General features: G+C 43.5%; 11 protein-coding genes. All 11 read right to left on the bottom strand.

Annotated elements, in window-relative coordinates; genetic code table 11:
• Positions 1-124: 124 nt before the first annotated feature.
• Entirely contained in the window at positions 125-1168 is a 1044-nt protein-coding gene (locus R7035_RS23570) for a rod shape-determining protein (protein ID WP_005381144.1), read from the bottom strand.
• A 151-nt stretch (positions 1169-1319) separates the two neighbouring features.
• Positions 1320-5750, bottom strand: coding sequence for a DUF6701 domain-containing protein (locus R7035_RS23565; RefSeq protein ID WP_262652188.1), 4431 nt, complete (start codon positions 5748-5750; stop codon positions 1320-1322).
• 7 nt (positions 5751-5757) lie between these two features.
• A complete protein-coding gene (locus R7035_RS23560; RefSeq protein ID WP_256901372.1) occupies positions 5758-6192 on the bottom strand; it encodes an MSHA biogenesis protein MshP in 435 nt (144 codons plus the stop codon).
• Complete coding sequence (locus tag R7035_RS23555; protein WP_256901373.1) at positions 6182-6991, bottom strand: PilW family protein; 810 nt, start codon at positions 6989-6991, stop codon at positions 6182-6184. Before R7035_RS23555 ends, R7035_RS23560 begins: the two co-directional genes overlap by 11 nt.
• Positions 6991-7572, bottom strand: a complete 582-nt coding sequence (locus R7035_RS23550) for a type II secretion system protein (protein ID WP_065274900.1) — start codon at positions 7570-7572, stop codon at positions 6991-6993. Before R7035_RS23550 ends, R7035_RS23555 begins: the two co-directional genes overlap by 1 nt.
• Positions 7569-8048, bottom strand: coding sequence for a type II secretion system protein (locus R7035_RS23545; RefSeq protein WP_225462007.1), 480 nt, complete (start codon positions 8046-8048; stop codon positions 7569-7571). The genes R7035_RS23550 and R7035_RS23545 overlap by 4 nt, the downstream gene beginning before the upstream one ends.
• A gap of 124 nt (positions 8049-8172) precedes the next feature.
• Positions 8173-8397 carry a Tfp pilus assembly protein FimT/FimU gene (locus R7035_RS23540; RefSeq protein WP_225492036.1) on the bottom strand — a complete coding sequence of 75 codons (225 nt, stop codon included), beginning with the start codon at positions 8395-8397 and terminating at the stop codon, positions 8173-8175.
• A gap of 67 nt (positions 8398-8464) precedes the next feature.
• Positions 8465-8965 (bottom strand): type II secretion system protein, encoded by a 501-nt coding sequence (locus R7035_RS23535; RefSeq protein WP_256901374.1) that lies wholly within the window; start codon positions 8963-8965, stop codon positions 8465-8467.
• 291 nt (positions 8966-9256) lie between these two features.
• Entirely contained in the window at positions 9257-9718 is a 462-nt protein-coding gene (locus R7035_RS23530; RefSeq protein ID WP_318146295.1) for an MSHA biogenesis protein MshF, read from the bottom strand.
• Positions 9719-9721: 3 nt separating this feature from the next.
• A complete protein-coding gene (locus tag R7035_RS23525) occupies positions 9722-10945 on the bottom strand; it encodes a type II secretion system F family protein (protein WP_005397400.1) in 1224 nt (407 codons plus the stop codon).
• Between the two features lie 8 nt (positions 10946-10953).
• Positions 10954-12678: a GspE/PulE family protein gene (locus tag R7035_RS23520; RefSeq protein WP_005381188.1), complete on the bottom strand. Its 1725-nt coding sequence runs from the start codon at positions 12676-12678 to the stop codon at positions 10954-10956.
• Positions 12679-12804: the final 126 nt, after the last annotated feature.

Raw genomic sequence — 12804 nt, 5'->3', positions numbered from 1 at the left:
GATTATTGAGCCTTACTTGGCAACCTAAAAATACTTAACTAAATACTTTTAGGTATGGAGCATGTTTGAATTACAGAGAGAGCAGAAATGAAGGTGAAGCCCGACATGAGCTTCACCTAAACCTTTATTCTTCAGAGAACAGATCGCCACCGTGCATGTCGATCATTTCTAGTGCTTTACCGCCACCACGCGCAACACACGTTAGTGGATCTTCCGCGATAACCACAGGAATACCCGTTTCTTCCATAAGTAGGCGATCAAGATCTTTCAGTAGTGCGCCACCACCGGTTAGCACCATGCCGTTTTCAGAGATATCTGAAGCTAGCTCTGGTGGACACTGTTCTAGTGCAACCATGACTGCTGATACGATGCCAGATAGCGGCTCTTGAAGCGCTTCTAGGATCTCGTTTGAGTTCAAGCTAAAGCTGCGTGGCACACCCTCTGCAAGGTTACGACCGCGAACTTCAATCTCTTGAACTTCATCACCAGGGTAAGCAGAACCGATTTCGTGTTTGATCTTTTCAGCCGTTGCTTCACCAATCAAGCTGCCGTAGTTACGACGTACGTAGTTGATCACAGCTTCATCAAAGCGGTCACCACCGATACGTACAGACGATGAGTAAACCACACCGTTTAGAGAGATAACGGCAACTTCAGTTGTACCACCACCGATATCGACCACCATTGAACCTGTCGGCTCAGATACGCGTAAACCAGCACCAATTGCCGCCGCCATTGGCTCGTCGATTAGGTAAACTTCACGGGCACCAGCACCAAGTGCTGATTCACGAATTGCGCGACGCTCAACTTGGGTAGAACCACAAGGAACACAAACAAGAACACGTGGGCTTGGCTTTAGGATGCTGTTGTCATGCACTTGCTTGATAAAGTGCTGAAGCATTTTTTCGGTTACGTAGAAGTCAGCGATTACGCCGTCTTTCATTGGGCGGATAGCGGAAATGTTGCCAGGTGTACGACCAAGCATCTGTTTTGCTGCGTGACCGACTGCAGCAACGCTTTTTGCAGAACCTACACGATCTTGACGAATAGCAACTACAGAAGGTTCATCAAGGACAATTCCTTGCCCTTTTACGTAAATTAGAGTGTTGGCTGTACCTAAATCGATAGATAGATCGTTAGAAAACATGCCACGAAGTTTCTTAAACATACTCTTCGCTCATCCTGCAAAAATATAGAAGACAAAAATTGCTCTAAATGTACCAATGCCTCGCTGTCACAGCAAGGTATTGGTACACAAACATGAGCAGAAAGCCTCAATTTCTTGCAGTTTCCTAACTTAAGGGCAAAAACCTAAGTTGTTACTGTCCGGTTAACCCTGGCTCACCACGGTAAATCACGCGATCGTTACCTCGATGAATACCAAAGGTGACGACGGATGATGGGTTTTCTTCACCAGGGCTCTTATTATCCCAGTTGTACTTGAGCCAAGGGATATTGCTACCATCCGAGTCTAGCCCTAACCATAGTTCAGCTTGTTGACGGATCGCAGATTGACATGTAGCCAAGTTTTGTTTGACCTTAATTTTTCGTGTTGTTCCCTCTGAAACCGTCGCATTCCCCTCCAAAATAACCGAGCAATCAGTACCATCATTAGGCCAAACTGGTGTTTGTTTTTTAATAAAATTCATTACAGAGGTATTGTTATCTTCTTCATTTACTGTAAAACGCTCACCATTCCAAAATTCAACAGAGAGGGGAACTGTCAATTCCTGGCCTTGGTAGCCCCCGACATCAGATAACAGCATTCGTCCAAACCTAACAGGAGGTTGGCTAGGAAGTACAGCAGATACACTGTAGCTCTCGGAAGAACTATTTTTAAATCTAACAGGGTCTTTACCCGATATTTCAAGACTAAACTCTGTAGTTTTTGAGAGTCGATCATTTGTATTGAAAGGCCCATTTTCATCGAGAGGCTTAGTCACATATGCAAAAGCGTCCTGCAAATACCACTGTGAAGTCTCCGATACATCAGGGTTCTCTCGCCAATCACCTAACGATGTATCGAGAATTAAACTGCTTGATACTTTTCCATCCCCCAGAACGGCAAGCTTAGCTTGATAACTGCCATCAATTAAGTGGTAGTTTTTCAATGGCGCACTACTACCCATACCGTATGGGAGTATCGACACTTCTGCCAAATCGAATTTCTGTCCCATATACGAAATGTTTCCTTGATTTTTTGGCGCATCCCATTTCGTTGAATTGATCACAAAGCTATCAGGGTAAAAGCGCCCTATCTTACGAGAACCTTTGACCCCTTTATCTCCATCAACTTCTATTGAAGAATAAAAAGCCCCAGTTTCCAAGGCAGACAAATTTATGCTTCCAACCTCTGAATAGGCTAAATCGGAAAAAACATAGCTATAGGCAATTTTTTTATCATCAGACACATTGCGTACCAATGTGCCAGTCAAGTTGCCTAAAATACCACCAACTGGAGAATCGAGCGTATACGATAACTCAGCAGACGCCTCAGATAAAAAGTAATTGTGGGTTAACTGTTCTTGCTCGCTACACTCTGGGCTATTGTATTTTAGTGGTGCGACTCGAACAGAAAAGAGCTGACCAGCGGCAACAAAAGCATTACCACTCTTACTGTTACCATTTGCGGAAACATACTCATCTTCAGTGCTCTGAGGGCAAACAGAAAACTTCCATGGACGCGATTTAACAGAAAACTTCCCACTTAAGAGACCGCCGTCGATTTGACATTCTTTTGTATCGGAGTCTTTTAGCTCATCAAAACTATCACAATCAAACTCTGAATCCTTTAGGGTTACCGTTGCTTCCCCTGAATCCGTAAACGTAACTGAAGATTTTGCTAGGCCGTCCTTAAAATCTAGACCAGACAGCGAGATAGCACCGGATTGATTCGCTGATGGCATTGTAATTAGAGAAGATACATCATCACCCTTTAATGAATGATTATATTTGAGCACAATCGGAGAAGACGAATCTGACGATGGCGGACACGCAAGTACTCGAACATCTATATCAACAGGTTTGTTTGCAATCATTGGAATAGCAGAGTTATCCCATTTATCTTGATTGCTAGACTTGATATCAAATTTATAAGGGACAAAACTAAAGCTAACCTCTTTAGATTTGTTCATGTCTTGCACCATTGTTGCATTTAATTTGTAACGTTGTTTCGCCAATAGTGCATCGGTTTCATCCGCTAAAACTGTTAACTTAAGCTCCCCTTCGTTATTACTAAAGAACCTACACGTATCATTATTACTAGCGATCGAGCATAAGCTACCGCTTCCCTTCAATACTTGTACTTTAAAAGCCACTCCATCGGAGTTAGGGATGGAAATATCAATGCTAGTGCTTACGGGAACTGATGAGTTCCTCGTAATTATGTCAAATACGGGAGCATCATCACCGCACATCAATGCGAGTTGAGAAGTTGGACTCAAGTCGAACTCATATTGGTTTGTAGGTGCTAGGCATGATGAAGACCTAATAATTTGAGCACTTGAGTTTAGCTCTACACTAACAGCAGTCAAGGCACCATAAAACTCTGTCCCACTTAGTTGAACGGACTCATTGCCATTAATATCTTGCGCCTCGCTATACAACAGACCGATAAACTTTGATGAGCCATTAAAATCAACTCTCGCATTTGGATTTGAGAAAGGAATATCATAGACATTAACACGCAGGTAACCTTCATACTGGCTGTTATTTTCAATATTTTTGATATCCATACCCAAGAAGCCACCAACGTTCATTTCTTTTACATTGAGAACGACCTCCTGCCCTTCAGGTACGAGTAACTTTCCAGAGTTATTAATTTCGAGACGGTCAATCCAATAGGTGCCACTCATCAAAGTTAACTCACTACCTATACTCAATATACCTTCTACTTGGCGCCCTTTTCTCCAAGTCTGAGGCGTGCCAATCCAAGTGCTACCACTACTGTTTGAACTAGGAAAGCTCTCCAATGTGTCTCGCGGTACTTTCAGATCTGAATTACCCCAACAACGAGTCCCATCACAACCTGCATTTATGCGCTGTTCATAATCTGGAGCAGGGCCAGTAAGGTCTCCGGATACTTTACTATCATCAAAGCCAACGATGCGGATGATGTCACCATTCTCATCCATTGTTCGCGCACCTTTGATTTGTGCAGACCCCGAAATATATAGTCGCCCTTCTCCAAGACCTGAGTTAGGATTATCGGCGTCATACCATGTTTGTACTGGAGAGCGGAACGGTTCACAAACATCCAAAGCAGCTGGTTTTTCAAACATAAACCAACCAACATCTTCGCTTAAGTGACCTCGCTCTTTGTCTTTGTGCATATCCTCTTCAACAATAAAGGCTACTGAATTACTGGTAACATCACAGCGACGTAACCATCCTCCATTGTTACCATTTCTTGAGTTTTTGTTCGCGACAAGAACGGGCGGAGCCTCAAAGCCAGCGCTAGCTGGGAACGGAGTATAAACTTTGCAGCCCTCAACTACTGGGTCAATAACGGGATCTTTCTGAGCTAGCGTGTATTTGGTTTTACCTTGCCCTAACCAAAAACGTTGCCCATTTATATAACCAAAGCCTTCACCAGCAACAAACGCCACGGTTTCATTATCGTTAAGAATATTGAATGTTTCATGTCCTTGGCTATTCTTCTTATAAACTTCTGATTTTTCCAAAGCGAGTTTAAAGGACGTTGTATTCGCATCCCTAGCCATACCAGTAAACCAGTTGTTAGTACCATCATTATTTTTGGTTTGTGGCTGAACTAACACGCCTGGCCTCCCATCAAACCCTGTCAAACCATAGTCGTAAAAATCAATGGTGATGCCATTATTCTGCTCATTGATGCCTTTTTTATTATTTTTATATTGAGATGCAGCAACGTTGGTCTTGATAGTACCCGCTACAATTTTTGCACCATTATTAAGCTCTAAAACACCAGGTTCGATAACAAAGTAGTCAACCTTCGCTAACTCCTTTTGTACCTCAGAACTATTCTTACCTAAAAAGGTGACATTTCTATCTGCTTTTTGATGCGGCGGGAATTCTTGCACAATGGTTGCAGAATTGTGTGTCGTGTTAACGACTGAGACACTCGATGGATACTCTGTTTTACGAGGATTCTTGCTCGATAAGGCTTTGTCGATGGTCGGCATGACAAACACGAGTGGTTTAGAATGACTTGCGTCATACGTGTTTTCAAAGTTGATAGTACATGTGTACTTACCACCTACCATGCTACAGGTGCTATTGTCGACCGTACCAAACTCAAAATCAGGTGAACGGTTAATTGGCCCTCCTGGATTACCAGGGTCCACAGAGTTAGAACACTGAATGTTGTCAACATCATCTCCAACATCAATAACCCAATGCTGACCACTCTCCAAATTCACGGTTTGGACTTCTATTAGCTTATAATTCGCCGCACCTTCAAATTTGCGGTAATACTTCAATGTATTTGAGCCAGCCTGATGAGTAATCTTTATGTTGTAATCAACATCATCAATTAGCTCTTGCTCATTGAACAAGTAGTCATAGTTATTGGTATTACTTCTTTTATGCTCTGTATACCAAAGTACATACCCGTGGTTTCCTTGCTTTAAGTTAACCGCCTGATATTCATCATCTCCCTCGACATCAAAGCTTACTGTAAAGTTATTTTGACCTTTAACTGAGCACTGTGAAGCATACACAAAACTCGGCAGCATGAGCATGAGTGCTAATAAAGCATTTATCGTTTTCATTATTATTTTACTCCCTAACCCAAATCTCTTGTTGTCGCTGTACTTGTGCAACCCCGGAACCACAAACTGCTGTGGCTTGCACTCTAAACAGAGATTCAGCTTCAGAGGTACCTGCATTAAAGGTACCAATGTTTGAACATGTCATAGCACTTAATTGGCAACCTGTGCCTTGTGTAACATTTGGTGTTGCGCCACTTACCGTATTGGCACAAAAATCGGCCACATCAGGGTTAGTGTCGTTTAAAGGATATAGCTGAGTCAGTGCCCACTCATTTGCAGACTGAGCAACAAACCAAGCTTTTGTTCCCAAAAACTCTCTTGTTAATCCGCTTTGATTCGACCATGTCACTTTCATTAAAGAGGAAGCCAAAAAGCCCATCACGATAATGACGAACAGCACGATGATTAAGACATTGCCTTGAGGCTTTCTTCTATGGGACATTGAGTACCTGCACATCTTGTTGGTAAACACTGCGCTCACCGTCTTGAACAAATTCCAAATTGATATGGACAAGGCCACCGCGCTGAAGGGTTGCTTCTTTGTAGTGCATCTCACTCTTGGATGTATCGATATTTTTCGCAACCGTGATCGGGCGATTGTATCTAGAGTCTTGACGAGTCAACTCACCGCTATCACTATCAAAGCAATACGTAACCTGAGAATTATCTTTATAGATATAGTGACGGTCGGAGATTGAACTAGAAGCCAAGTAATCAGCCGCATCACTGAGAGTAAAAGGCTCTAGTGTTTTCCCATCTTCACCTACAACCCTATGAAGGCCCCCAACTTGAAACGATTGAGAAAGCTTAGGCTCAGTTAATTTTCTAATGTCATCGATCGAAGGGCACTTACCACCAAATTCCGTTGGAAATAAATCATTATATCGACTAGGGTTAATCACTAAGCAGCGATTGGTCCTTAATGTTTTTAACTTTGGATCATTACCAAGCAAGAACTGTAAATCTTGGTTGTGAGTAAGATAAAAACCAGAGAACTCGATAGGCACAAACGCCAAACAGTTGCTTGAGGGTTCATAAAAACTATTTGGTACAGCATGGCGGATTTCACGCGTCATCTTTTCTAAAACAAACTGAGCCTGCGTTTGTATTCGTTGGCGATCGATAGTATCAGCGTATCCTTTCATTCCTAACTGGACATAGCCAGCTATCCCCAACATGATGAAGCTGCCGACCACAATCGTAACTATCATTTCCATTAAGGTGAAACCACGATCTTTCATCAGTAGTTCCCCTTAATGGCTGTTAAAGTAAGGGGCTGCGTGTTCCCCGCAAAAATCCGTAATGTTACTTTTTTGTATTCGGTTATTTCATCGGGAGCTTTATCCGTCAGATCATCATAGGCAACGCTAACTTCTAATCTAAAGTTTTTGTACTGCTCAGTACTATCCGCACCAAGTACATCACTAATATTCCCTCTAGGGATACCATCACACTGAGAAGCCGTTGTAGATGTGCTCCAACACCCGATATAGTCATCTACATCGTTGAAATCACTAGGCGTTGTTTCCAAAGAACCGTCTAGTTTTTTATCCGCACCTAATTTATTTACGTCAGTGCAGCTCACTCCATTCTCACCACATCGAACAGTACCACCATCAAAATCGCTGTTCTCATCAAAGCCTCGCGCCAATATCTGAGACATAAAACCTTGGCCTAATGCAGCGGCACGAGTTTGATAATGAGGAATGGCGGAATCTCGAATTTGAGGGACAAGAAAAGAAGTAAACGCCACCATCGCAATGCCCATTAAAACAATCGCGATGATCATTTCTATTAACGTCATGCCACTAGATTTCTTCATGAGCATGTACCTTTAGAAACATAACCTTGAGAATTAATTTCAACTTGGCAACGGCTTCGACCATGTTTATCTTCAATTAAGATGTTTACAGCACCACTTACAGGATTGCCGAGAAGGTTAAAATTAATTGTATTTGCGGCACCGCTGATAACGGAAAACTTTGCGGACTTATCGATAACCACGTCACTACGGGCATCTTGTGCACTACCTGTTAGTGCACAGGCAGCAACCGAACCAACACATGAGCTAGAAACTTGTAAACGAAAATTGTTATCAGGACTTGCAACATTCGACTGCATACGATTCACTTGTACTTGGCGAATCACAGAAATCACGCGTTCTTGTAATGCATATCCAGAAAAACTGCCTGAGCCCATAAAACGGCTGGCTGCAAAAAGTGAAAGGATAGAGAGGAGAACAATCACGAGGATTAACTCCATTAAAGTGAATCCTAATGCAGAGCTGCGAATTTTCATAACCCAACCTTAGGCTTAGAACAAGCGAGATAAGTATACGATGAAATTATGAGATTAATGATAGGTTTATAATTTTTCGATTCGAAGTGTGAACAGACGAACAAATAACCAATGTCTAGTTACTTTACTCTTTTGAACGGCCAATCTCTTCTTCAATTCGATCGTAAGTTTCTTTATTGCTTAACGTTTCAGAAACGTGCTCAGCGGTTTTCTTAGTTTGCTCCCACTTTGCTTCGTAAGTCTCTGGTTCAAAGCTGATAAATCTTGGTAATACCACATAACCGATCACGCCTAAGATAATCAGTACAACCACAAACTCTATTGCACTAAGACCCGATGATTTGCGCATATGAACTATTCCGAGATTAATCAAAATAAAGAGATAAAGGCCAGACTAGCTGGCCTTAGGAATTACATTAACAACCACTATCAGTCACAATCGTAGTAGCAACCGCGCTTGAAGTTGCTTCAGTGTATGTAACGTAACATTCACTTGCTTTTACTTTCTCAACAGTATTAGCTTTGGTATCAAAGCCTGGCTTTAGATCACCACTTACAAAAGTCGCTACTAACGTTTCAGGATCTGTACCTTCATTTACAAGAGCCCAATCCTGAGTTAGACCATTCACAGCGTTATCTAGACCACCAGCAAGTGCTTGTGGATAACCGTAGTTGATTTTTACATTTTCAACAGTAACTTTATCCGCAGTTGTTTTGGTCTCAACACCCTCAATTGCAGCTTTACCAAATACAATACCAGAAGCACCATCGATCGCACCTTTTAGACCTTGAAGAGCTGATTCACGAGCATCCGATTGCAGGTTAAGGAAACGTGGTGCTGCAGTTACCGCTAGAATACCTAGGATTACAATTACCACTACCAATTCGATAAGGGTGAAACCACCTTGTCTTTTCATTGTTTACTCTCTCTATGTAAGCATGCAGTACAACTGCAAAGTTTCGTTTAGGTCACGCGACCATTTTGGATAATGTCAAAACGGTTTGGGGCAGCAACGTTCACTAAAACTGACCGTGAAGTGGATACTGTATCTACCGCTTGAGCAGAATGACGATTTGCCATTATTCAGTTCATGCTGCAATGAGAAAAACACATTATTGTTTACCCACTATTACAGCCTGTTACTTATGGTAATGATTGCATTATACCAACTTTCATTACCAATTATAGTGATTAGGTGTCAAAAAATTCACTCCGCCGACATTTCGACGTCTATTTTCAGTTGATTAGCTGTTGAAATAACTACAATCGACTGACCATTTTCATAAGTATAGTGACAGACATAACGATCAGTTTTGATGGTTCCACTGATATCTATTAACTTATTGGTCATTATTTTACGTTGTGGATAATGCACTGCTAGCCAATAACCACAATCTAAAACACCTTGTTGAGTAAAGGGAGACACTAGCCCGCCCTCAGTCATGGTGAGATTAAAACCATCCATCAGCATATGTTTTGGCTCGCCTTGTACTAACCAAGCTTGACGATAACGCTGAACACTATCTTGCATCCAAACTCTCGCCAACTTCGCTCCGGTCACTTGCGCCTGCTCGGTAACAGGACGTAATTTGACCGCCAAGCCAACAGCAGTGATGGTAGCAATTACCCCAAAAACGATTAGCGTCGCTCGACTTTGATTTTCAACCACCTATTAGCCGCCTTTGATGATGTCTAGCATTCCCCACATTGGCAGGAAGATACCCAGTGCCAGCACCATGACCATGCCTGCGACAATCACCAAAAGTAGCGGTTCTATTCTTGCAGTCAGTGTTTTTAGATCGTAATCAACTTCTCTATCGTAAAAATCCGACACTTCTAGCAGCAGCTCATCAATACGACCGGTTTCTTCCCCTACTGCAATCATCTGAATCACCAAAGGAGTAAAGATTTTACTGTTGATGGCAGTCACTGAAATGGTGCTACCCGCTTCAATCGCGGATTTCATCTCAAGAATTCGATTTTCTAAAAAGCGGTTCCCCAGGGCTTCCCCGGCTAAAGCTAAAGACTGGTTAAGTGGAACGCCTGACTTCAGCATCAACGAGAAGGTTCTGGCAAAACGGGAAAGCTGCGCGCGATTAACGATATCGCCCACAATTGGAAGCCGAAGCCGAAACTTATCGAACTTTTCCCGACCATCAGCCGTCGCCACCCAGGCTCTGAAAACCGCAAACGCGCCAATCATTGCCACAATCAACAACACCCAATAATTAACAAAGAAATTAGAAGTAGCGATCAAAATACGCGTCGGCAGTGGTAACTCGACACCAAAGCGCGTAAACATCGATGCAAACTCAGGGATCACCAAGATGTTCAATATAAACATGGCGATGGTAATAAAGATAATCACAAACGTCGGATAACGCATCGCCGCTTTGATGCGTTTGCGAGTCTCGAGTTCCTGCTCGTAGTAATTCGCCAGTTGCAATAGTGCTTGATCGAGTCGACCCGTATTCTCACCTACGTTGATCATAGAAACGAACAGTGGGCTAAATACTTTGCTGTGTTGCTGCATCGCAGAAGACAAACCTCGGCCATTACTCAGTTCAGAAACGACATCTTCCAGTGCCTCTTTGAGCTGTTTGTTTTCGCAATTTTGCAACAAGCCACGCATAGAGCGCAGCAAAGGTACGCCAGCTTTAGTCAAACTAAACAACTGGCGAGAGAAAAGAATAATTACTTCCAACGGAATGGCAGGCACAAACAGCTTAGATAAGCTCACTTGGCTTTTTGCCGACTCTTTCTCTAAACGTACATTGAGCGGGATGACCCCTTTATTCATCAATGCTTCCGCCGCAGCTTCTGAGTTCACTGCTTCGATTTTGCCGTTAGTGGATGAGCCGTCTAGCGTACGGCCTTGATAACGAAAAGTTGGCATTCACTTACCTATATGAAAATGGGATCAGTCTTACCAGAAGCATCACCCTCACCTAGGGTCATCACTTCATCCAAACTGACGGTGCCTTGTAGCGCCAGTTCCATTGCAGAAGCAAGCAGTGGCTTATAGTTTTCTGAGCGGCGCGCGGCTTGCGCAAAGCCAACCGCATCATTGGCGCGCAATTTATCCATCATCTCTTGCTCAAGTTCGAGCATTTCAAACACACCGATTCGGCCTCGATAACCAGTCAAGTTACAGTTTTGGCAACCTGCGCCTTTATAAAAAATTGTGCTAACTTGATTTGGGAAACGCCCAGCTAACCACTGCTGGCGAGACTCATCTAAGTGGTCTTCGGTTTTACAATCTGGGCAAACTCGGCGCACAAGACGCTGCGCCACCACGGCTCTGACCGCACTAGCAACCAAGTAACCCGGCGCCCCCATATCGATCATGCGTAACGCACTGTCGACAGCATCGTTAGTGTGGAGAGTGCTCAATACTAAATGCCCCGTTAGTGCAGCTCGCAGACCAATTTCTACCGTCTCTTGATCACGCATCTCACCAACAAGAATGATGTCTGGGTCTTGACGCAAGAAGGTTCGAAGCACACGCGAGAAAGTCAGATCGATCTTACTGTTTACCTGTACCTGAGTGATGCGAGGCAGACGGTATTCGACCGGATCCTCTGCTGTAATGATCTTTTTCCCTGGCTCGTTGAGCTCACTTAATGCGCCGTAAAGCGTGGTGGTTTTACCTGAACCTGTCGGCCCCGTCACCAAGATCATGCCGTGCGGACGCGCCAACTGTCGACGTAAACGAGCAAGCAAATCTGGCGGCAAACCTGACTCTTCTAATGGACGCAAACCAGCAGACTGGTTAAGCAGACGCATTACTACAGATTCTCCGTACTGCGTTGGTAACGTCGACATACGAATATCAATTGATTGGCCACGCACTTTGATATTGAATCGGCCATCTTGCGGCAAGCGCTTTTCAGAAATATCTAGGTGTGCCATCAACTTCAGTCGAAGAACCAAAGCCGATGCAATGTTCACTTCATTTAAGAGCGTTTCATGCAATACGCCATCAATACGCTGGCGCAAACGCAATACTTGATCGTCTGGCTCAATATGAATATCCGAAGCTCCAACCTGTACCGCATCTTCAAACATGGAGTTAACCAGCTTTACAACGGTAACCTCTTCACTATCGGCTTCATCAATACCGTAATCAAAGCTTTGTACATCTTTATGCTCTTCATGCAGCTGTTCAGCAAAGGAGGCTATCTCTTTAGTACGGCGGTAATAACGGTCAAAGCTTGAAATAAGCTGACGCTCTGAAGCAACAATGAACTCAAGGTTGTATTGGCCCAACAAGTTCATCAATGATTCTTGGATGAACAAGTCCGCAGGGTCACTCATAGCAACGCGCAGTGTGTCCCCATTTCGAGCAACGACCATCGCACGTAAGCGACGTGCGTGTACCTCAGGTAAAATCTGCACGGCTTCGGCATCCACAGGCGCACGACCAAGATCGATCAGTGGCAAACCAAGCTGCTGAGACAAGAAGTCCAACATCTGCTTTTCGGTAATAAAGCCAAGGTCAATTAACGCATCCCCTAGCTTCTGCCCGGTACTGCGTTGTGCGTTTAGTGCTTGCTGGATTTGTTCTTCAGAGACGATACCTTCCTCAACCAGAAGATCGCCCAAGCGTTTTCTCAACTGAATTTTCATTGTGCGCTCTCCAACTCTTTCAAGATGCTCAAACGGTCACGGATAAATGTGTAGTGGCACACTGAATTTGGTCACTTAGTTAGAGGTGATATCATCACCTCATAAGTTAACAGGTGACATAATGAC

This window comes from Vibrio sp. 1731 (assembly GCF_033339955.1).
GTDB classification, from domain to species: Bacteria; Pseudomonadota; Gammaproteobacteria; order Enterobacterales; family Vibrionaceae; genus Vibrio; species Vibrio alginolyticus.
The sequence above is the reverse complement of the archived record's forward strand: the minus strand, read 5'-3'. Positions and strand labels throughout refer to the sequence as shown.

Bases quoted from the DNA above. Each gene is read 5' to 3' on its own strand.
- R7035_RS23555 (WP_256901373.1), bottom strand. From the start codon at position 6,991: ATGAAAGATCGTGGTTTCACCTTAATGGAAATGATAGTTACGATTGTG.
- R7035_RS23560 (WP_256901372.1), bottom strand. From the start codon at position 6,192: ATGTCCCATAGAAGAAAGCCTCAAGGCAATGTCTTAATCATCGTGCTG.
- R7035_RS23550 (WP_065274900.1), bottom strand. From the start codon at position 7,572: ATGAAGAAATCTAGTGGCATGACGTTAATAGAAATGATCATCGCGATT.
- R7035_RS23565 (WP_262652188.1), bottom strand. From the start codon at position 5,750: ATGAAAACGATAAATGCTTTATTAGCACTCATGCTCATGCTGCCGAGT.
- R7035_RS23545 (WP_225462007.1), bottom strand. From the start codon at position 8,048: ATGAAAATTCGCAGCTCTGCATTAGGATTCACTTTAATGGAGTTAATC.
- R7035_RS23540 (WP_225492036.1), bottom strand. From the start codon at position 8,397: ATGCGCAAATCATCGGGTCTTAGTGCAATAGAGTTTGTGGTTGTACTG.
- R7035_RS23520 (WP_005381188.1), bottom strand. From the start codon at position 12,678: ATGAAAATTCAGTTGAGAAAACGCTTGGGCGATCTTCTGGTTGAGGAA.
- R7035_RS23535 (WP_256901374.1), bottom strand. From the start codon at position 8,965: ATGAAAAGACAAGGTGGTTTCACCCTTATCGAATTGGTAGTGGTAATT.
- R7035_RS23570 (WP_005381144.1), bottom strand. From the start codon at position 1,168: ATGTTTAAGAAACTTCGTGGCATGTTTTCTAACGATCTATCTATCGAT.
- R7035_RS23525 (WP_005397400.1), bottom strand. From the start codon at position 10,945: ATGCCAACTTTTCGTTATCAAGGCCGTACGCTAGACGGCTCATCCACT.